We start from the raw sequence: 20,773 nt of genomic DNA, 5'->3' as shown, positions 1-20,773 counted from the left end.
GGAGATCCAGCGATGACCGACAGCACCGATCATCCGAGTCGCGCCCTCGCGACCTTCGCGGCCGAACTGCGCTTCGATGCGATTCCGTCGCATGTGGTCGAGCGCACCGTGAACCTGTACGTGGACTGGCTCGGCTCGACGCTCGCGGGCAAGGGCGCGCGGCCGGTCGAGAGCATCGCGCGGTTCGCGCGCGCGGCGGGTACTGGTGCTACGACAGGCCTTGCGGAAGTGCTGATCGACCGCACGCGCGCCACGCCGTATTTCGCCGCGATGGTCAACGCGGCCGCATCGCATTTCGTCGAGCAGGACGACGTGCACAACGGTTCCGTGTTCCATCCGGCGGCCGTCGTGTTTCCGGTCGCGCTCGCGCTCGCGCAGGCCACCCGCGCGTCTGGCCGCGAGTTCATCGCGGCAGCGGTGGCGGGCTACGAAGTCGGCATCCGCATCGGCGAATTTCTTGGGCGCTCGCACTACAAGGTCTTCCATACGACCGGCACCGTCGGCACGGTCGCGGCCGCCGCGACCGCGGGCCGGCTGCTCGGTCTCGCGCCGGACCGGATGCTCGACGCGTTCGGCTCCGCGGGCACGCAGGCGAGTGGCCTGTGGGAGTTCCTGCGCGACGCCGCCGACTCGAAGCAGCTGCACACCGCGATGGCGGCGGCGAACGGCCTGATGGCCGCGACGCTCGCGGCCGACGGCTTCAAGGGCGCGACGCACATCCTCGAAGGTGCGCAGGGGATGGCCGCGGGCATGTCGACGGATGCGGACCCGGCGCGCCTCGTCGACCGGCTCGGCGAGCGCTGGGCGACGGTCGAAACCTCGTTCAAGTATCACGCCGCGTGCCGGCACACGCATCCGGCCGCCGATGCATTGCTCGCCGTGCTCGTCGAGCATGCGCTCGACGCGCACGACATCGTCAGCGTGACGGCACGCGTGCATCAGGGCGCACTCGACGTGCTGGGTCCCGTGCAAACGCCATCCACTGTGCATCAGGCGAAGTTCAACATGGGTACGGTGCTGGGCCTCGTCGCGTATCGCGGCCGCGCGGGCGTGAACGATTTCGAGCGCGACTTCTCGGCCGCCGACATCGTCGCGTTCCGCGACAAGGTGACGATGACGCTCGACGACGAAGTCGATCGTGCGTATCCGGTGCGCTGGATCGGCAAGGTGAGCGTGCTGACGCGCGATGGTCGCGAACTGCATGGCCGCGTCGACGAGCCGAAGGGCGATCCGGGCAACACGCTGTCGCGCGGTGAGATCGATGCGAAATTCCGGCAGCTTGCGGCCTTCTCGGGCGCGGCGACGGAAGCTGAAGCGTCGCGGCTGCTCGACGCCGCATGGAACGTCGTGTCGGCGCCGCGTCTCGGACCACTGTTCGACGGCGTCCCACAGGCTGCGGCTGAAGCCGACGTACCCGCGACGGCGGCCGCATGACCGCGCGCTCGTACCTGTTCGTGCCGGGCAACCGGCCCGAACGCTTCGAGAAAGCTCGCGCGGCCGGTGCCGACGCAGTGATCCTCGATCTCGAGGACGCGGTGCCGCCCGATGCCAAGCCCGCCGCGCGCGCCGCCGTGCTCGCGCACGTCGATGCCACGCGGCCCGAGTTCGTGCGGATCAACTCGGCGGACACGCCGTGGTTCGCCGACGACGTCGCCGCGCTCGCCGGTCATCCGGGCGTCGCGGGCATCGTGCTGCCGAAAGCGGAATCGCGCGACCAGATAGGCGCGGTTGCAGCCCATGCGCACGCGCAACTCGCGGTGCTGCCGATCGTCGAAACCGCGGTCGGCATCGCGGGTATCGCGGCGCTGTGCGAAGCGCCGAAAGTGCCGCGCGTGCTGTTCGGCACGCTCGATTTCCAGATCGATCTGAACCTCGAAGGCGACGGCGACGAACTGCTGTTCTTCCGTTCGCAGATCGTGCTCGCGTCGCGTCTCGCGGGCATCGATGCGCCGGTCGACGGCGTGTCGACCGCGCTCGACGACCCGGTCGCGATCGAATTCGAAGCGCGCCGCGCGCGGCGTCTCGGTTTCGGTGGCAAGCTGTGCATCCACCCGAAGCAGATCGACGCGGTGCATCGCGCGTACGCGTGGACCGACGACGAAAAGGCGTGGGCCGCACGCGTGCTCGCAGCCGTGCACGCGAGCGGGGGCTCGGCTGTCGCAGTGGACGGCAAAATGGTCGACATGCCGGTGATTCTCAAGGCACAGCGCATCACAGGTCGCTGACGGTTCACGTCTCAACCGCGCCGCAACCCATCCGCCACCCCTCGATCCGATCTTCCCTGCTGGCCGATCCGCACTCGGTTAATATCGATGATCGCCGCTTCGCCGCGGCATCCTGCAACATCGATTCCGCTGCAATCCGGACCGCCATGCATGTCGATTTCATCGACCTGACGCTCGTCGTCACCCTTGCCGACACGAAGAACCTCGCGCGCGCCGCCGAGCGATGCCATCTGTCGCCGCCGGCCGCGAGCACCCGCGTGAAGAACCTCGAAGAGAATCTCGGCTTTCGACTGCTGTACCGCACGAGCCAGGGGATGACGCTCACGCCGGCGGGCGAATCGTTCGTGCGTCACGCGCGGCTCGTACTGGAGCGCGTCGAGCATCTTGCAGCCGACATGCAGGATTTCGGCGAGGGCATCAAGGGGCACGTGCGGATCTGGGCGAACACGACTGCGATCAGCGAATTTCTGCCCACCGTGCTGAGCCAGTTCCTGCGCGATCATCAGGACGTGAACGTCGAGCTGCGCGAAGTGCTGAGCGGCGAGATCGTCAAGGGCGTCGCGGACGGCGCGACCGATATCGGCATCGTCGCCGGCAATGTGGATGCGGGCCACCTCGAAATGCTGCCGTATCGCGACGACCGGCTGGTGCTCGTCGCGTCGCCGGATCATCCGCTCGCGCAGCGCGCGTCGGTCGATTTCGCGGAAACGCTCGACGACGATTTCATCGGCCTACCGACGTCGAGCGCGATCCATTCGTTCATCACGATCGCCGCGAACGGGCTCGGCCGCCGCATCAAGCTGCGCATCCAGGTGGGCAATTTCGAAGCCGCGTGCCGGATGATCGCCGCAGGCGTCGGGATTGGCATCGTGCCGGAATCCGTCGCGCGGCGGCACACGCAGACGATGCGCATCGCGATCGTCCGGCTGAACGACGCGTGGTCGGAGCGCAAGCTGAAAATCTGCGTGCGCAGCCTCGCCGATCTGCCACAGTTTTCCCGCACGCTGATCGACATGCTGGTGAGCGACGCCGGCTGACGGGCGCTCTCCACAAGTGCGACAGGCCGTTCGCACAGATCGAACGAGCCGTTCCAAAAAAGCAAATTCCGCTCGGCTTTCGACGGGCGCAAGCTTCCGGTACAAACCATTCCTCGACACCGTTCTGTCGCTTTCCAACGCCCCACCAGAGGGCATGCGCTTCGGACGGTCCCGTCGATAGAACCAACCGGAGACACACTTGGCTAACCTGGCTATCGTCAACTCGGGCGCCCGCCTCGACCGGCTGCCAGTCAGCCGCTTTCACTGGAAAATTCTCGGGCTGATCGGCGCGGGCGCGTTCCTCGACGCGTTCGACATCTACCTCGCCAACGGCTCGCTCGCCGCGATGGTGAAAAGCGGCTTCACCGATCTGCGGCTCGGTTCGTTCTTCATTGCGGCGACGTTCCTCGGGATGATGATCGGCGCCGGGCTGTCCGGCTATCTCGGCGACCGGTTCGGCCGGCGCTACTCGTATCAGGCGAATCTCGCGATCTTCGGTCTCGCGTCGCTTGCCGCGTGCTTCGCGCCGAACATCTACTGGCTGATCCTGCTGCGCTTCGCGATGGGCGTCGGGCTCGGCGCGGAACTGGTGGTCGCCGCGGGCACGCTGTGCGAATTCGTGCCGCCCGCGTCGCGCGGACGCTGGACGTCGCTGCTCGCGCTGATCGTCAATTCGGGGCTGCTCGGCGCGACCGCGATCGGCTACTGGGTGATTCCGCATCTGGGCTGGCGCTACATGTTCGCGATCGCGGGCATCGGCGCGCTGATCGTGTGGGTGCTGCGGCACCGGATGCCCGAATCGCCTCGCTGGCTCGAAACGGTCGGTCGGCTCGAAGAAGCCGAAGCGACCGTGTCCGCGATCGAACGTGAGGTGGCCGCGCGCGTCGGTACGCTGCCGCCGGTCGCTCAGGTGGTCAGTCACGAGGCGCCGCATGCGCCGTTCTCGGCGCTGTTCGCGCGCGGCATGCGGAGCCGCACGCTCGTCGCGGCGCTGACCTGCATGGCGATCAACATGTCGCTGTATGGCTTCGTCGCGTGGCTGCCGACGTTCTTCGTGAAGGAAGGGCTCACCATCGTGCAGTCGTTGGGTTTCGTGCTGTTGATGTCGTTCGGCGCGCCGGCCGGGGCCGTGCTCGGCTACTTCGCCGCGGACCGCATCGGCCGGCGCAACGGGCTCGTGCTGTTCTCGGCGGTCACGATTGCGCTCGGTTATGTGTACGTGCAGATGCGCGCGCCCGCAGCGATCTCGATCGTCGGCTTCACGCTCGTCACCGCGATCTACACGGTCTGCACGCTCGGTCTGTTCATCTACATTCCCGAGCTTTTCCCGACCACGCACCGGCTGCGCGGCACGGGTCTCGCGGGCACCTGCGGACGCGCCGCGTCGATGTCGACGCCCTATGTCGCGATCGTGCTGTACACGCATTTCGGCGTGACTGGCGTCGTGACGATGGTGAGCGCCGTGCTCGCGCTGCTCGGCGTCGCGGTTCTTGCGTTAAGGATCGAGACCAGCCAGCTGACGCTTGAAGCGATCTCACCAGGGATTGGCGAGCAGGATGGTGTGGGTGCGCGCCTCGCGGCAGGTGAGCCGACTGTGGCGCATTAAGCGGCAACTCAACTCGGGCAGCTATCGCTTCTGGAGACCTCGACCACGCCTGGTTTTCAGGCGCGGTCGAGGTTTTTTATTTGTAGATCTCCCTGAAATTGACCTGACTTGGGGGAAGCACGCCGGCAGATCGAGGAAACGAGCGTTCCCCGAGAATCAGCTCACGCCAGCGGGCTGGATGAGCTGATTCATCAAGGGATGAGCTTATTTGAGCTGATTCTGGGCTGATTGAGCCAATTTGAGCTAATATGGGCTGATCTTGAATCGACCAGAGCGTGTGTGATGCCCATGAAGGATGACATCCTTGCCGTGCTAGGCCGGAACAGCGCACAAGGAAACCCTTGGGTCAGTTCCACGGAGCTTGCCGGCCAGCTTTCGGCCAGCTGGTCTACCGTCAAGCGGTACCTCGATCCCCTGGTTCAAGGCGGCGAGGTCCTTCGGGAGGGGAAGGCGCGCGCGACGCGCTACCGCATAGCCGCGGCGACGCCTGTTGCTCCGGCAGTCCCCATCTCCTCGATGTCCGGCGCGGGGCCTGTCTGGTCGACGGAAAGTCAGAAGCTACGGAACGGGCTGTCCCGTCCACTGGCTGCTCGCGACATCGTGACTTACGAGCGTGGCTTCGTGGACGACTACGTGCCGAACCAGAGTTCGCTGCTACCGGAGACACTCGCGACGACGCTGGCCGAGGAGGGGCGCATGAAGGGTCAGCAGCCGGCTGCCACCTACGCACGCAAGGTGCTGGAACCGTTGCTTCTCGACCTGTCCTGGTCGTCTTCGCGCCTCGAGGGCAATCGCTACTCGCTGCTGGCCACCGAAGAGCTGTTCAAAAGCGGCGCCACCGGCGGTGACATGGATGCCGTCATGCTGCTTAACCACAAGGCGGCCATCGAATTCCTCGTGGACGCGGTGCCCGAGTACGGACTGATTACCGCCCTCATCCGTAACCTGCATGCCGTCCTGATGCGCGACCTTCTCGCCGATGCCAGCGGGCTGGGCAGCATTCGCCAGAAGGTCGTCAACATCAGCGACACCGCATACATTCCGACACAAGTGCCCTCGCTGCTCGAGCAGATGTTCGAACACATCGTCGCGAAAGCACGGCAGATCAAGAATCCCGTGGAGTCAGCGTTTTTCCTGTGGGTGAACCTGGCGTACCTGCAGCCGTTCGAGGACGGTAACAAACGGACGAGCCGTCTGTCGGCCAACATTCCGCTGATGCTCTACAACTGCGCGCCGCTGTCGTTTCTGGATGTCAATGCCGAGGACTACGCCTTCGCCATGATGGGCGTCTACGAACATCGGGATGTGGCCCTGGCGGTCGACCTGTTCGAGTGGTCGTATCGACGCTCGATCAGAAAGTACGCCGTCACGCTCGAAGCGATGGGTGTTCCGGATCCCGTGCGACTGCAGTTTCGCGAAGCCCTGAACGAAGCGATCGGCAGCATTGTGCGTGACCGCAAGACGCTCGACGAAGCGGTCGCGGCCTTGTTCTTGCCTGAGGATCAGGTCGGCGCGTTCCAGCCACTGCTTGACGCCGAGCTACGCACGCTGGGCCTGCACAATTGCGCGCGCTACCGGTTGACACTGGGACAGACTCGCCAATGGATCGAGGCAGGACGGCCGCAATAGCCTGCAGGCTCGTCGCGCACCGGCTTGAACGCGTGCCTCGCGCTCTGCAAACGAGTGAGCTACAACGAAAAAACCCTGAACGCACTCTGCGTCCAGGGTTCATGCGATGCAAGGCAAACACACTACCGAAACCAGCGGCGCGAAACGCCGCCATCACATCACACCGCAGTCGTCACCGGCGCAACTGCCGCCGGATCGCTGATACTCGGCCGGCCGTTCTCGACGTGACCCGCGATGCGGCGCGAGAAGCTCGCGTCGTCGTGGCTCGTCACCGTCAGGTCGTACCAGTGATGGCTCGACGCCAGCACCCACGGTTCCTCGATATGCGCGCCAGCCGGCACCAGCACCGGCCGCGGGCGTGCGCCATATGCGTTGTCCGTGACCGTCAGACGCGCGATGCCGCCGCCCTTGTTGCTGAACTTCAGGAACACGTTGCCGTTCGCGACGTCGTATTGCACCTTGATTTCCGGTACCGGCGCGCCGTGGTGGCCGAACAGGCCGTTGCCTTGCGATGCCGTCGACGGCGTCGCATTGCCCGCGAACTTGCGCACGAAACCGTTCGGACCGAACACTTCGAACGCGTACACGCCGTTGGTCGTCGTCAGGTCGTACATGTCGCTGAGCGACTTGCCCGCTTCGACCGTATAGCGCCACGGACCGTCGGTGCGGTTCGTCCCGTACACGTAGAAGTGCGCACCCTGATTGCCGGTGTTGCCGAAGTCGATCGTGAACGTGTTCTCCTTCAGATCCGCGTGGCCGTTCACGTGCAGCTCGTACGGCAATGCGCGCGCGAAGCGGATGCCCGGCTCCTGCGCATCGATCTGCCCAGGCGTCGGCGTGGCCGGCACGGTCGGCGGCGGCAGCGTCGAGCACTGGTTGTCGGCCATGCTCATGTAGTTGCTCGTGTCGGGCAGCGGCGGCAACTTCGCATCCGGCGTACGGAAGTCGAACGCGGTCGTCAGATCGCCGCACACCGCACGGCGCCACGGCGTGATGTTCAGTTCCTGCACGCCGAAACGCGCCTCGATGAAGCGGATCACGGACGTATGGTCGAACAACTGCGAGCATACGAAGCCGCCCTTGCTCCACGGCGACACGATCGTCATCGGCACGCGCGGTCCGAGGCCATACGGCAGGTTGTCGACCGTATAGGTACCCCCGCGTCCCGCCGGGTTGATCACGTTGTGGATCTCGCCGTCGACGCTTACCGTCGACTTGCCCTGCGTGCTATTTGCCGGCGGTTGCGGCGGCACGAGGTGATCGAAGAAGCCGTCGTTCTCGTCGTACATGATGAGCAGTACGGTCTTGCTCCACACCTCGGGGTTCGACGTCAGCGCGTCGAGAATCTGCGACGTGTATTCGGCGCCGTAGGCCGGCGTGTACTTCGGGTGCTCCGAGTACGCGGCCGGCGGGCACAGCCACGACACCTGCGGCAGATTGTTCGCGAGCACGTCGTTCTTAAGATCGGCGATCGTGCGAACCGTCTGCGCACGCTCATACAACGCGGAGCCCGGCTGCGCGTTGATGAAGTTAGCGAAATTCTGCAGGACGTTCGTGCCGTAGTTGCCGTTCAGCGGATCGGCACCCGTCAGGCCCTGCTGATAGACCTGCCACGAGACGCCCGCGGCCTGCAAGCGTTCCGGATACGTCGTCCACGACAGCAACTGATACTTCGGCGGGCCGTCGTTGTCGACGTAGTCGTTGTTGTCGAGCAGCGGACCGCCCATCGTGCCGGTCGGATCGACCATGCCGGTCATCAGGTACGAACGGTTCGGGTGCGTCGGGCCGGGCAGCGAACAGAAGTAGTTGTCGCACACGGTGAACGCATCGGCGAGCGCGTAGTGGAACGGGATGTCGCTACGCAGGTGGTAGCCCATCGTCATGTCGGTCTTGTACTGCGGCCACTGGTTGTGCGCACCGTTGTTGATCGCGTAATGCGTCGGGTACCAGTTGTGGTCGAGATCGCCGATGCACTGTGCGCTCGTGGTCTGCGTGTTCAGATGGAACGGCAGCACGGGCTTCGTCGGATCTTCCTTCGACGGCTGGTACCACACGGGCTTGCCGCCCGGCAGCGGAATCGGGAAGCGGTCGTTGTAACCACGGACTCCGCGCATGTGGCCGAGGTAGTGGTCGAACGACCGGTTCTCCTGCATGAACACCACGATGTGCTCGATATCGTGGATCGTGCCTGTGCGGGAGTTGGCGGGTATGGCAAGCGCGTTGCGGATCGACTCCGGCAACGCGGTCATCGCGGCAGCGGCACCCGCCGACGATGCTACGGTTTGAAGGAAACGGCGACGGCTATTCGAGGTCATTGCTAATCACCTTCTTCTCGGGGGGAAAGGGCGCGCGGCGGACGCGCACGGTTGATGTCAGTGGCTCTCGTCTCCTGGTGCGACGTGCATGACCGGCGCGATCTGCCGGCTGTCGGCGGCGAGGCTCGCTTCTACGCTCGCGACGGGGTTGTCCGCGACGTAGTCGGGCCATGCAGGAAGTGCTGACGAGCTGGCGGCCTGGCCGGGTGATGGTGCGGCGTCTGCAACGGTCGCGGCGGCACCCGCGGACGGTTGAGGCGTAGGCGTCGCACCCGGGCCTGGCTGGATGACTGCGGCATTTGCGGCGAAGCTGTTCGCGACGTCGTGTGCGGGGGCGGTTGATGCGTTGCTGCGCGCATCGCCGGATGCGGCTTCGTCAGGGCCGCAGGCGGTCAAGGCAAAAGCGGTAAGCGTCGCGAGCGCGGCGGCAGCCGCGCGCGAAAGGGCGTCTCCGTTCATCGGGGCATCCGGTTGATATCGAGTGTTACCGAGGCGGTCGGCTGTGTGCGGATGCAGTCTCCACTCTGTTGAAGAAGAAATTGTGAAACGTTTGCGCGTGCCTGGAGATCGCGATATTTCTTTTTAAATTCGAAAGGAAATGGAAAGGTAATGAGAGAAAAGGTATGGCTACATGGGGTCTCGCACGTTGCGAAACACGCGCAGAACGCCTCCGGAAACACGACGTAAAAGCGCACGCGAAACCACCTCGCCTGAACGATTGCGCGTCGCGTGGCATCATCGATGTTCCTGGCCGGGTCGCACGGCGTGTGTGTGCAGCTGCGGTCCCCGATGCGCACGCCGGACTCCTTTGGCGCGGCGGTCTTTCAGTGCAACGATGTTGCATGGGACCCGAGTAAGCGCTAAAGCGCTAACTCGGGTCGACACAAGAGAGGACGGAACATGACTGATGCAATCTATGACATCCCGGTGCGCTCGATCGACGGCGCCGACCTGACGCTCGGCCAGTTCAAGGGCAAGGCGCTGCTGGTCGTGAACGTCGCGTCGAAGTGCGGGCTCACACCGCAATACGAAGGGCTCGAGGCGCTGTACGAACAGAAGCGCGCGGCGGGTCTCGAAGTGCTCGCGTTTCCGGCGAACGACTTCAAAGGCCAGGAGCCCGGCAGCGATGAAGAGATCAAGGATTTCTGCAGCACGAAATACGACGTGACGTTCCCGCTGTTCTCGAAGATCACGGTGGTCGGCGAACAGCAGCATCCGCTGTATCGCGCGCTGACCGCCGCGCAGCCGGCCGCGTCCGGCGACGGTCCGTTCCGCGAACGGCTGAAGGGCTATGGCATTGCGCCGAACCCGGTGCCGGACGTGCTGTGGAACTTCGAGAAATTCCTCGTGAGCCGCGACGGCCGCGTGGTCGGGCGCTTCGCACCGGACGTCACCGCCGACGATCCGCGTCTGCTCGAAGCGATCGACGCGCAACTGGCAAGCTGAGCGAACGCGTGTTTGCCACCTGTATGTCCAACCACGGATTCTTCGATGAGCGATGACGTATCGGTGGTGGAAGCGCTGATGTCGCGCCGTTCGGTGCGCGCATTTCTGCCCGACCCGGTGGACGAGGCGACGCTGCGGCGCATCTTCGAATGCGCGCGGCGTGCGCCGTCCGGCAGCAACATCCAGCCATGGAAAGCGTACGTGCTGACCGGCGAGAGCCGCGACGCGCTGTCGCGCAAGATTCTCGCCGCGATCGACGATCCCGACGTCGACGGCGAGCACGAAGAGGAATACGCGTACTACCCGCGTACGTGGCATTCACCGTATCTCGAGCGGCGCCGCTCGCTCGGCTGGGCGCTGTATTCGCTGCTCGGCATCGAGCGCGGCAACAAGACGCGCATGAAGGTGCAGCACGAGCGCAACTTCAGTTTCTTCGGCGCGCCGGTCGGCATCATGTTCACGATCGGACGGCAGATGGAACAGGGCTCGTGGCTCGACTACGGAATGTTCCTGCAGAACGTGATGCTGATGGCCCGTGCGTTCGGGCTCGATACGTGCCCGCAGGCCGCATTCAACCGCTATCACCGGATCGTCGCCGAGCATCTGCAGTGGCCGGCCGACGAGATGCTCGTCTGCGGGATGAGTCTCGGCTATGCCGATCCGTCGCAACCGGAAAACGGACTGATCAGCGAGCGCGAGAGCGTCGATGACTTCGTCCGCTTCGTCGGAGCGGTCGATCGATGACGCGCCTTGAAACGCCTATCGGTGCTGCGCGCCTTCAGGACGAATGGCTCGAAGCCGATGGCCGCGGCGGTTTCGCGTCGGGCACCGTCGGCATCGCGCGCACCCGCCGTTATCACGCGTTGCTTTGTGTGCAGACGCCCGCGGGCCGCGTCGTGCTCGCGAACGGCGTCGAAGCGTGGCTCGACGTGGACGGCCAGCGCGTCCCACTCACGATGCAACGCTATGCACCCGACGTCGTCTATCCAGATCTTGCCGCGAACCTGCTCGGCTTCGATACCGAACCGTGGCCGACGTGGCGCATCCGTGTCGATGCGGACACGACGGTCGTCGCCGAGGTTTTCGTCGCGAAGGAGAGCGGCGAGACCGTGCTGCGCTGGCGGGTCGATACAGCGAGCGCCGCTGTTCGAACGCTGCGGCTCGAACTACGCGTGCTGCTGTCGGGTCGCGACTATCACGCGCTGCATCACGAGAATCCCGCATTCGATTTCACCGCGCACACCGACGGCGAACAGGTCGCTTGGAAACCGTACGGCGGCCTGCCCGCGATCGTCGCGTCGACCAACGGCACGTATGCGCATGCGCCGGACTGGTATCGCAACTTCTGCTATCCGCGCGAACGCGAACGCGGCCTCGATTTCACCGAAGACCTCGCGACGCCCGGCGTATTCTCGTTCGACCTCGCTGCCGGACCTGCGACGATGATCCTGCGGGCGGAGTCGACAGGCACGCAGACGCAAACGTACTCCGCAGCCCAACGTGCCGACACACTCGCCGCCGCCGAACGCGCACGGCGCGCAGCCGCAGGCTCGCGTCTGCAGCGTTCCGCCGCCGCGTACGTGATCGCACGCGGCGACGGCCGCACGATCGTCGCGGGTTACCCATGGTTCACTGACTGGGGCCGCGACACGTTCATCGCGATGCGCGGGCTGCTGCTCGCGACGGGTCGCTACAACGAAGCGGAATCGATCCTGCTCGAATGGGTCGGCACGCTGTCGGAGGGTATGCTGCCGAACCGTTTTCCGGACGGCAACAGCGCACTGGAATACAACTCGGTCGATGCGTCGCTGTGGTTCGTGGTCGCGGTACACGACTATCTGGCGACAGGCGCGGCATCCGATGCGACGCGCCGTCGCCTGCAGGACACCGTCGACGCAATCCTCACGGGCTATACAAGAGGCACGCGCTTCGGCATCGCCGTCGCGGACGACGGCCTGCTGCGCGCCGGCGTGCCAGGTGTGCAGCTGACGTGGATGGACGCGAAGGTCGGCGACTGGGTCGTCACGCCGCGCATCGGCAAGCCGGTCGAAGTGCAGGCGCTGTGGGTCAACGCGCTGCGTATCGCGTCCGCGTGGAATCCCGCGTGGCAGACACCTGCCGCGCGCGCGACGGATGCATTCATCCAGCGCTTCGTCGATCCGGCGGGCGGCGGTCTGTTCGACGTCGTCGATGTCGATCACGTGGCGGGCACCGTGGATCGTGCGCTGCGCCCGAACCAGATTTTTGCCGTGGGCGGCCTGCCGTTTGCGTTACTCGAAGGCGCGGTGGCACGCGCGGTCGTCGACCAGGTCCACGCGCATCTGCTGACGCCGCTCGGGCTGCGCACGCTCGCGCCGTCCGATCCCGCGTATCGCGGTCGCTATACGGGCGACCCCCGCGCGCGCGATGGCGCGTATCACCAGGGCACCGTATGGCCGTGGCTGCTCGGGCCGTTCGTCGAGGCATGGCTGCGTGTGCACGGCATGAGCGACGTGAGTCGCGCCGAAGTGCGCGAGGGTTTTCTCGCGCCGCTGTACGCGCATCTCGACGAGGCCGGGCTCGATCACGTGTCCGAAGTCGCGGACGGCGACGCGCCGCACACACCGGGCGGCACGCCGTTCCAGGCGTGGTCGCTTGGCGAACTGCTGCGGATCGAGCGGCTGCTTGCCGGGGGGTAGCACGCACTCGCGGCGCGTTTATAGCGCACTGCACAAAGGCGCAGGCACGTGCAAACCGCGCTACGATGTGGGTCCCGATGCCCAGGGGCAAGCCAGGTAAAAGGATCTTCATGCCACCGCTGCGCGCCGCCAATCTGCTCGACACCATCGAAGGCTCCCGCCTGCATTCGCACGAATGCGCGCGCTGGCAGCGCTGGGGACCGTACCTCAGCGAGCGGCAGTGGGGTACCGTGCGCGAGGACTACAGCGAGAACGGCACCGCGTGGGACTACTTCCCGCACGATCACGCGCGCAGCCGCGCGTATCGTTGGGGAGAGGACGGCATCGCCGGCTTCGGCGACGACACGCTCAGTTGGTGCGTGTCGCTCGCGCTGTGGAACCGGCACGATCCGATCCTGAAGGAACGCCTGTTCGGCCTGACGAACGCACAGGGCAATCACGGCGAAGACGTGAAGGAGCTGTACTTCTACGTCGACGGCACGCCGACTCATTCGTACATGCGGATGCTCTACAAGTACCCGCACGCGGCGTTCCCCTACGACGACCTGATCCGGGAGAACGCGCGCCGCGGCGCCGACATGCCCGAGTACGAGATTCTCGACACCGGCGTGTTCGACGACGACCGCTATTTCGACGTGCAGGTCGAATACGCGAAGCACACGCCCGAAGACATCGTGATGCGCGTGACGGTGGAAAACCGCGCCGACGCGGCCGCATCGATCGACGTGCTGCCGCAGATCTGGGCGCGCAACAAGTGGTCGTGGAAGGGCGGTCAGGAGAAGCCGTCGCTGACGATAAACCGTTCGAAGCGCGGCGACATCGAGCTGACCGGACGTCAGGCGGGACACGAGACCATCGTCGTGACCGCGTGGACCGGTACCCCCGGCATGCCCGCACCCGACTGGCGCTTCTGCGAGAACGAGACCAACGTACGGCGCCACTTCGGCATGCAAGGCGAAGGGCCGTTCAAGGACGGTTTCAACGACTGGCTCGTCGACGGCGACGCGAACGCGGTGCGTAGCGACACCGGCACGCGGGCCGCCGCGCACGTGCCACTCGAACTCGGTCCGCATGGTCGTGCGGTCGTCTATCTGCGCTGGCGGCCGGACTCGACACAGGACGGCGATCCGCTCGACGTCGATGCACTGTTCGCGCAACGTATCGCCGAGGCCGATGCGTTCTACGCGGCGTTGCAGCACGAGATTCCGAATCCCGACGCGCGGCTCGTGCAGCGCCAGGCGCTCGCGGGCATGCTGTGGTCGAAGCAGTACTACCAGTTCGACGTGCAGCGCTGGCTCGACGGCGACCAGGCGCAACCGGCGCCGCCGGCCGGCCGCAAGCGCGGTCGCAACGCGGACTGGCGGCATCTGTGCAACGCGGACATCGTGTCGATGCCGGACAAGTGGGAGTACCCGTGGTACGCGTCATGGGACCTCGCGTTTCATGCGGCCGCGTTCGCGCTGATCGATCCCGCGTTTGCGAAGCGCCAGTTGCTGCTGCTCGTAAAGGACCGCTACCAGCATCCGAACGGACAGCTGCCGGCGTACGAATGGGCGCTCGGCGACGCGAATCCGCCGGTGCACGCGTGGGCCGCATGGCGCGTGTACGAGATCGACCGCGCGCTGACCGGCAAGGCCGATCGCGATTTCCTCGAACTCGTGTTCCACAAGCTGCTGCTGAATTTCTCGTGGTGGGTGAACCGCAAGGATGCCGACGGCCACAATATTTTCCAGGGCGGTTTTCTCGGGCTCGACAACATCGGTATCTTCGACCGTTCGTCGCCGCTGCCGACCGGCGGCCACATCGACCAGTCCGACGGCACCGCGTGGATGGCGGCGTATGCGCTCGACCTGATGCGGATCGCACTCGAACTTGCGGTGGCGAATCACGTGTTCGTCGACATCGGCGTGAAGTTCTTCGAGCACTTCCTGTACATCGCCGAAGCGGTCAGCTGCGATGACGATTGCGAAACCGGCCTGTGGGACAGCGCCGACGAATTCTTCTACGACAAGCTGCGGCTGCCCGACGGCACGAGCATTCCGATGCGCATCCGCTCGATCGTCGGTCTGATTCCGATGTTCGCGGTGCACGTGCTCGAACATCGGCTGCACGGCGATCTGCCTGGCTTGCGCGACCGGCTCGTGTGGTTCCTCGAGCATCGTCCGGATCTGGCGCGCCTCGTGTCGCGCTGGAACGAGCCAGGGAAGGGCAACAGCCTGCTGCTGTCGCTGCTGCGCGGCCATCGGATGAAGGCGCTGCTGCGCCGCACGCTCGATGAAACCGAGTTCCTGTCCGATCACGGCGTGCGCGCGCTGTCGCGCGTGCATCGCGACGCGCCGTTCGAGTTCCACCACAACGGCCAGAGCTTCAGCGTGAAATACCTGCCGGCCGAATCGGATTCGCGTGTGTTCGGCGGCAATTCGAACTGGCGCGGACCGGTGTGGATGCCGGTCAACTACCTGCTGATCGAATCGCTGTACGAATTCCACCGCTATTACGGTGACGATTTCCGCATCGAGTACCCGACCGGCTCGGGACAGAAGTTCTCATTGAGCGAAATCGCCGACGAACTCGCGCGCCGCGTCACGACGCTGTTCCTGCGCAACAAGGATGGGATGCGGCCGGTGATGGCCGCGTACCCGCTGCTCGAAGCGGACCCGCGTTCGCAGGATCTCGTGCTGTTCCACGAATACTTTCACGGCGATAACGGCCGCGGCGTCGGTGCATCGCATCAGACCGGCTGGAGCGGGCTCGTCGCGCTGCTGTTGCAGCCCCGTGCAGTAGGCGTGTCCGGCAGCATGCCGGCCACGGCCGGTGCGGATATGGCGGAGATGAAGTAGCCGCAAGGGCTGGGCGCAGCGTGAAGGAACGTCGGCGCCTCCGCGATGCGGATTGTTTTGAACTGTCCGGGTTCGGGTGCTGTCTTTCCTGTACCGCTTCGTTCGACTCTTCTTCAGGCGCAACCCATGACGACTACCCCGAACGCAACCGCTTCTTCCGCATCCGCTCCGGCACCCGCCGGACGGCATCCTGCGCCGCCGTGCACGCTCGTGATCTTCGGCGCCGGTGGCGACCTCACCAAACGTCTGCTGATGCCCGCGCTGTACAACCTGTCGGTGGATGGGCTGCTCGACCCCGGCATGAAGATCGTCGGCGTGAATCACGGCGAACAGGAAACCGCCGCCTGGCGCGACGACCTGAAACGCTCGCTCGACCAGTTCGCCGCCGACAAAGCCAGCACGTTCCATGCGGGCAAGCTCGACGACGATGCGTGGAACCGCATCGCGCAGCGGCTGCAGTACATGGGCGGCGAGTTCGAAACGGACGATACGTTCGCGAAGCTGAAGCAGCAGCTCGATAGCGCAGGTGGCGGCAATGTCGTCTTCTATCTCGCGGTGAGCTCGCGCTTCTTCGAGCCGATCGTCGAGCGGCTTGGCAAGGTCGGCCTGCTGAAGGAAAGCGACGGCGCGTTCCGGCGCCTCGTGATCGAAAAGCCGTTCGGCACCGATCTCGCGTCGGCGCGCGAACTGAACGCGCACATCCTGACGTATGCGCAGGAATCGCAGATCTACCGCATCGATCACTTTCTCGGCAAGGACACCGTGCAGAGCATTCTCGCGGTGCGTTTCGCGAACGCGCTGCTCGAACCGGTGTGGCGGCGCGAGTACATCGATCACGTGCAGATCACCGCGGCCGAGACGATCGGCGTCGAGGGGCGCGGCAAGTTCTACGAGCAGACCGGCGCGTTCCGCGACATGCTGCCGAACCATCTGTTCCAGCTGCTCGGCATGGTCGCGATGGAGCCGCCGAATTCGTTCGACGCCGAAAACGTGCGCAACAAGAAGGCCGAGATTTTCGATGCGATGAAGCCGCTGCATCCGGACGACGTCGTGTTCGGCCAGTATGAAAAAGGGCCGGCGGGCGTGGGGTATCGCGAGGAACCGGATGTCGAGAAAGGCAGCACGACGGAGACCTATGCGGCGGCGCGCGTGTTCGTCGACAACTGGCGCTGGGCCGGCGTGCCGTTCTATCTGCGCACCGGCAAGCGGCTCACCACTCGGCGCACGGAAATCGCGGTGCAGCTGAAGCCCGTGCCGTTCCGGCTCTTTCGCGACACGCCGGTCGATGCATTGACGCCGAACGTGATGACGCTGCGCATCGATCCCGCGCACGGCACGAGCTTCGACTTCAACGTGAAGGTGCCGGGACCCGTGATGCAGATCGGCGCGGTGCAATCGTCGTTCGACTATTCGAACTTCTTCGCGGAACGCGCGAACGTCGGCTACGAAACGCTGCTGTACGACTGCATGCTCGGCGATGAGACGCTGTTCCAGCGCGCGGACAGCATCGAGACGAGCTGGGCCGTGGTCGAGGATGTGCTGCATCCGAAGGGTGGGGCGGTGCCTGTGCATGGCTATCCGGCGGGTAGCGCAGGTCCGGCGGAAAGCGATGCGCTGCTCGCGCGCAATGGCCACGCGTGGCGGTCGCTCGAGCAGGAGCCTGCGGCTGCTGCAAAGAAGCAGGATTCGAAGTAGTGAACCGGGTGTACGAACGATTTCAACCGACAGGGGGCATAGCGTGACGACTCGCAAGACCACTTCCACGTCCGGCGCCAAGGGGCGCGCGACGGCTAAGGCTGCCAGGACCGTCAAAACGGTCCGCGCGGTGAAGGCCGTGAAATCCGCCAAGCCTGTCGCGAAGAAAGCGACCCGCGCAGCCAGCACACGCGGCCGCAAGACCGAGCACATTCTCGCCGTCGACGTCGGCGGCACCGGGCTCAAGGCGTCGATCATCGATGCGCACGGCAAGATGCTGACCGAACGCGTGCGCGTCGCGACGCCGCATCCATGCACACCGGGACAACTCGTCGATGCGCTCGTCGCGCTGGTGCAGCCCATCATCGCGACGTACCCGCCGACGCAGATCTCGATCGGCTTTCCGGGCTTCGTGCGTAACAACCGCGTGCTGACGGCGCCGAATATCGGCGTCGAAGGCTGGCACGACATTCCGCTCGCGTCCGCGTTTGCCGCGCGCCTCGGCGATCTGCCGGTGCGGATGATCAACGATGCGGAGATGCAGGGGTTTGCGGCAATCGAAGGTCACGGGATCGAGTTCGTGCTGACGCTCGGCACCGGCGTGGGCACCGCGATCTTTCGCGACGGCGAACTGATGCCGCACCTGGAGCTTGCGCATCATCCGGTCAGCAAGGGCCGCGCATACGATCAGTACATCGGCGACGCCGCGCGCAAGAAAGCCGGCAGCAAGCAGTGGAATCGTCGCGTCGGGAAGATCATCGAGATCCTCTCGTCGCTCGTGAATTACGACAAGCTGTGGATCGGCGGCGGCAACGCGGCGCGACTCACGTTCAAGCTGCCGCCGAACGTTGCAGTCGTGTCGAACGATGCGGGCATCGAGGGCGGCGCGAAGCTGTGGCATCCGCGTTCGCTGCGCGAGACGCGGCAGTTGCCCGATGCGAATGCGCGGACCGGGGCGTTTGGTTGATGAACTAGCGAGACCGGCCTGGACGCACGCGGCGCGCCCCCTGCGGCGCGTATTTGACTTCGAACGTCACGGCGTGCGGATTCCACCTTCTCTTCGTTACCTGGTCGACTCTCTTTGACGACGCCGCACACGTCCCGTGTGTGCGGCGATTTCATTCATCTCATCCCGGCATTGATATCACCGCTGCTTCGTCGCGCGTCAGCGAGGCCGGCAGGACTCGATTTATCGAGACGCGTTTTGTTGTCTGATTATTCACAAATATTCACGCTTTGATTATCGGCATCTCGCGAAACTGGTGATGCCGGAAGAGACATATTAATTCACAAAGCATCATCGGAATATCGATACCCTTACGCTTCCGATGATGAGATCTTTGGCGAAATCTATGTGATCGATGCGTCCCACTTTGCTCTGCCGCGAACAGCATTCGAAATCTACCGTGTGACGTACTACCAGTACGTCGACGGGTGCATGGAATTTCAATAGAGCAGCCACTTCGATTCGCTCGCCGGGAAACTGGGATTCCCAGGTGTCGCCGCGAGCGCCGGTTGAAAAACTCATTTAAACGGATGCCATTTTGGGTGGGATCGGTCACGTCGATAAGGCGAATCCCGATCTCCACGGCACGCGGTTTCTCTTGAAGAGCTGGCTAAAAAGATACCTCTGATCCATACAAGTCAGGGGCAAAGGGTTTTTCTCGTTTAAATAAAATAAGGATGACTAATGACAAAGTTTAATTCGCATTTGAAGATTTTTATGATTTCGATCGCCATCGGGATTGCAGGGTGTGCGTCGAATAAGCCGCATGAACCGAAAGCAGCCGAAGCGACCGAAGCGGCGCCGCAACTACCGGTGTTTCCGCAGCGCTCGTCAGCGACGCTGCCGGAGGGGCAATTTGTAGACATCGGCAATCTGCGCAACATGGCGGTCGGGCTGTCGAAGGATCAGGTGCATTACCTGATCGGCGTGCCCCATTTTCATGAGGGCGTCTTTGGCGTTCATGAATGGAACTACCTGTTGAATTTCCGCCACGCCGGCGAAGTCGTGACCTGCCAATACCAGGTCAAGTTCGACAAGAAGATGAAGGTAGAGGCGACCTATTGGCAGGAAGCTTCATGTGCGGATCTGGTTAATCCGCCTGCGCCGCCGGTTGCGAATCCCAAACTTCAGGCTGAACCTGTTGCGACGACGGTCAATCACGTTTCGCTGCGTAGCGATGCGTTGTTTGCTTTCGGCGGAGCCAGTATGAAAACGGTGTCCGACGAAGGGATAAACGAATTGAACGACACGATCGCGCAGTTGAAGCAGGTCAACAAGATCGGGTCGATTGATATCGTCGGACATACCGACCGTATCGGGTCAGCCGCAGCGAGCCGGCGATTATCGGTACAGCGTGCCAATGCCATTCGCGATTATCTCGTGAAGCACGGCATTGACCGAGAAATTATTCATACGCGTGGAGTGGGAGCAAGCGAGTCAGTTTCGCATTGCCCCGGTGGGCGGAGTCCGGCAGTGATCGATTGTTTGAAATCGGATCGTCGGGTTGAGATTTTCATTAAATCGATCAATTGATATTTGAGTGCCGGAGTTTTTGAAATGAATCGTAAAAAGATGTCGCCGCTTCTTGTGGCGTTGCTGGCTTCTTCGTTGAATGTTGCTTATGGGCAAACTCTCCCCGGTGCTATCGGACCCGGACATCCGTTTGTAAATAGGAGTAGCGATGTCGCATGTAACCGTGCCGGAGATACGTGGACAGGCCCGGGCGGTATTGGACCTTTTACTCAGGGGACTGGAGCGGATCCACGGGGACATGGAAGGTGTCTGGACCCCACAACCGGGGCGGAACTCCAGCAGGACGCGAGTGGAGCCTTCCCTCCTCCGTCCGCTGCTTCAGCTCCACAGGGCGGCGGTGCGTCGGGCAATGGCGCCTCGACGAACAACGGCGGCGCATCGGGCGTCAACGCGAACACCACGAACGGTACGGCCTCGGGTGCGAACTCGAACTCGGTCGGTGGCACCGCGAGCGGTGAGAACGCGAAGACCACGAACGGCACGGCGTCAGGTGCAAACTCGAACTCGATCGGTGGCACCGCGAGCGGTGAGAACGCGAAGACCACGAACGGTACGGCCTCGGGTGCAAACTCGAACTCGATCGATGGTACGGCGAGCGGTAACAACGCGAAGACCACGAACGGTACGGCGTCGGGCGCAAACTCGAACTCGGTCGGTGGCACCGCGAGCGGTAACAACGCGAAGACCACGAACGGTACGGCGTCGGGCGCAAACTCGAACTCGGTCAATGGCACCGCGAGCGGTAGCAACGCGAACACCACGA

At 64.2% G+C, this 20,773-nt stretch carries 15 protein-coding genes; 12 read left to right on the top strand and 3 right to left on the bottom strand.

Annotated features, from left to right (window positions below; all coding sequences use genetic code 11):
- The first annotated feature begins 12 nt into the window (after positions 1–12).
- The 5 genes from ACREXZ_RS28925 to ACREXZ_RS28905 all read left to right on the top strand — a co-directional run bounded on the left by ACREXZ_RS28925 (position 13) and on the right by ACREXZ_RS28905 (position 6,497).
- Positions 13–1,434 carry an MmgE/PrpD family protein gene (locus tag ACREXZ_RS28925; RefSeq protein ID WP_431767559.1) on the top strand — a complete coding sequence of 474 codons (1,422 nt, stop codon included), beginning with the start codon at positions 13–15 and terminating at the stop codon, positions 1,432–1,434.
- Complete coding sequence (locus ACREXZ_RS28920) at positions 1,431–2,225, top strand: HpcH/HpaI aldolase/citrate lyase family protein (protein ID WP_431767558.1); 795 nt, start codon at positions 1,431–1,433, stop codon at positions 2,223–2,225. Before ACREXZ_RS28925 ends, ACREXZ_RS28920 begins: the two co-directional genes overlap by 4 nt.
- A gap of 146 nt (positions 2,226–2,371) precedes the next feature.
- Entirely contained in the window at positions 2,372–3,262 is an 891-nt protein-coding gene (locus tag ACREXZ_RS28915; protein WP_431767557.1) for a LysR family transcriptional regulator, read from the top strand.
- Between the two features lie 208 nt (positions 3,263–3,470).
- Complete coding sequence (locus ACREXZ_RS28910) at positions 3,471–4,868, top strand: MFS transporter (RefSeq protein WP_431767578.1); 1,398 nt, start codon at positions 3,471–3,473, stop codon at positions 4,866–4,868.
- Between the two features lie 288 nt (positions 4,869–5,156).
- Positions 5,157–6,497, top strand: a complete 1,341-nt coding sequence (locus tag ACREXZ_RS28905) for a Fic family protein (RefSeq protein WP_431767556.1) — start codon at positions 5,157–5,159, stop codon at positions 6,495–6,497.
- 158 nt (positions 6,498–6,655) lie between these two features.
- On the opposite strand, the gene ACREXZ_RS28900 is transcribed toward ACREXZ_RS28905, so the two are convergent.
- Entirely contained in the window at positions 6,656–8,812 is a 2,157-nt protein-coding gene (locus tag ACREXZ_RS28900; protein ID WP_431767555.1) for a phosphocholine-specific phospholipase C, read from the bottom strand.
- Positions 8,813–8,869: 57 nt separating this feature from the next.
- Complete coding sequence (locus ACREXZ_RS28895; protein ID WP_431767554.1) at positions 8,870–9,271, bottom strand: hypothetical protein; 402 nt, start codon at positions 9,269–9,271, stop codon at positions 8,870–8,872.
- A 441-nt stretch (positions 9,272–9,712) separates the two neighbouring features.
- Between ACREXZ_RS28895 and ACREXZ_RS28890 the strand changes: the two genes are divergently transcribed.
- The 7 genes from ACREXZ_RS28890 to ACREXZ_RS28860 all read left to right on the top strand — a co-directional run bounded on the left by ACREXZ_RS28890 (position 9,713) and on the right by ACREXZ_RS28860 (position 20,010).
- Positions 9,713–10,258, top strand: a complete 546-nt coding sequence (locus ACREXZ_RS28890; RefSeq protein ID WP_431767553.1) for a glutathione peroxidase — start codon at positions 9,713–9,715, stop codon at positions 10,256–10,258.
- 45 nt (positions 10,259–10,303) lie between these two features.
- Positions 10,304–11,002 carry a nitroreductase gene (locus tag ACREXZ_RS28885; protein ID WP_431767552.1) on the top strand — a complete coding sequence of 233 codons (699 nt, stop codon included), beginning with the start codon at positions 10,304–10,306 and terminating at the stop codon, positions 11,000–11,002.
- Positions 10,999–12,936, top strand: a complete 1,938-nt coding sequence (locus tag ACREXZ_RS28880; protein ID WP_431767551.1) for an amylo-alpha-1,6-glucosidase — start codon at positions 10,999–11,001, stop codon at positions 12,934–12,936. The genes ACREXZ_RS28885 and ACREXZ_RS28880 overlap by 4 nt, the downstream gene beginning before the upstream one ends.
- Before the next feature lie 110 nt (positions 12,937–13,046).
- Positions 13,047–15,776, top strand: a complete 2,730-nt coding sequence (locus ACREXZ_RS28875) for an MGH1-like glycoside hydrolase domain-containing protein (RefSeq protein WP_431767550.1) — start codon at positions 13,047–13,049, stop codon at positions 15,774–15,776.
- 126 nt (positions 15,777–15,902) lie between these two features.
- Complete coding sequence (gene zwf, locus ACREXZ_RS28870) at positions 15,903–17,471, top strand: glucose-6-phosphate dehydrogenase (RefSeq protein WP_431767549.1); 1,569 nt, start codon at positions 15,903–15,905, stop codon at positions 17,469–17,471.
- Between the two features lie 211 nt (positions 17,472–17,682).
- Positions 17,683–18,438, top strand: a complete 756-nt coding sequence (locus ACREXZ_RS28865; protein ID WP_431767577.1) for an ROK family protein — start codon at positions 17,683–17,685, stop codon at positions 18,436–18,438.
- 723 nt (positions 18,439–19,161) lie between these two features.
- Complete coding sequence (locus tag ACREXZ_RS28860) at positions 19,162–20,010, top strand: OmpA family protein (protein ID WP_431767548.1); 849 nt, start codon at positions 19,162–19,164, stop codon at positions 20,008–20,010.
- Positions 20,011–20,219: 209 nt separating this feature from the next.
- On the opposite strand, the gene ACREXZ_RS28855 is transcribed toward ACREXZ_RS28860, so the two are convergent.
- A partial coding sequence (locus ACREXZ_RS28855; RefSeq protein WP_431767547.1) for a hypothetical protein occupies positions 20,220–20,773 on the bottom strand: 554 nt, incomplete at its 5' end.

Source organism: Paraburkholderia sp. (genome assembly GCF_050742655.1).
GTDB lineage: Bacteria > Pseudomonadota > Gammaproteobacteria > Burkholderiales > Burkholderiaceae > Paraburkholderia.
This window is presented reverse-complemented; position numbering and strand designations above follow the sequence as displayed.

What these genes read in the sequence shown, in the direction of transcription:
- ACREXZ_RS28925 (WP_431767559.1), top strand. Translation starts at nt 13, where the DNA reads ATGACCGACAGCACCGATCATCCGAGTCGCGCCCTCGCGACCTTCGCG.
- ACREXZ_RS28920 (WP_431767558.1), top strand. Translation starts at nt 1,431, where the DNA reads ATGACCGCGCGCTCGTACCTGTTCGTGCCGGGCAACCGGCCCGAACGC.
- ACREXZ_RS28915 (WP_431767557.1), top strand. Translation starts at nt 2,372, where the DNA reads ATGCATGTCGATTTCATCGACCTGACGCTCGTCGTCACCCTTGCCGAC.
- ACREXZ_RS28905 (WP_431767556.1), top strand. Translation starts at nt 5,157, where the DNA reads ATGAAGGATGACATCCTTGCCGTGCTAGGCCGGAACAGCGCACAAGGA.
- ACREXZ_RS28900 (WP_431767555.1), bottom strand. Translation starts at nt 8,812, where the DNA reads ATGACCTCGAATAGCCGTCGCCGTTTCCTTCAAACCGTAGCATCGTCG.
- ACREXZ_RS28895 (WP_431767554.1), bottom strand. Translation starts at nt 9,271, where the DNA reads ATGAACGGAGACGCCCTTTCGCGCGCGGCTGCCGCCGCGCTCGCGACG.
- ACREXZ_RS28890 (WP_431767553.1), top strand. Translation starts at nt 9,713, where the DNA reads ATGACTGATGCAATCTATGACATCCCGGTGCGCTCGATCGACGGCGCC.
- ACREXZ_RS28885 (WP_431767552.1), top strand. Translation starts at nt 10,304, where the DNA reads ATGAGCGATGACGTATCGGTGGTGGAAGCGCTGATGTCGCGCCGTTCG.
- ACREXZ_RS28880 (WP_431767551.1), top strand. Translation starts at nt 10,999, where the DNA reads ATGACGCGCCTTGAAACGCCTATCGGTGCTGCGCGCCTTCAGGACGAA.
- ACREXZ_RS28875 (WP_431767550.1), top strand. Translation starts at nt 13,047, where the DNA reads ATGCCACCGCTGCGCGCCGCCAATCTGCTCGACACCATCGAAGGCTCC.
- zwf (WP_431767549.1), top strand. Translation starts at nt 15,903, where the DNA reads ATGACGACTACCCCGAACGCAACCGCTTCTTCCGCATCCGCTCCGGCA.
- ACREXZ_RS28860 (WP_431767548.1), top strand. Translation starts at nt 19,162, where the DNA reads ATGACAAAGTTTAATTCGCATTTGAAGATTTTTATGATTTCGATCGCC.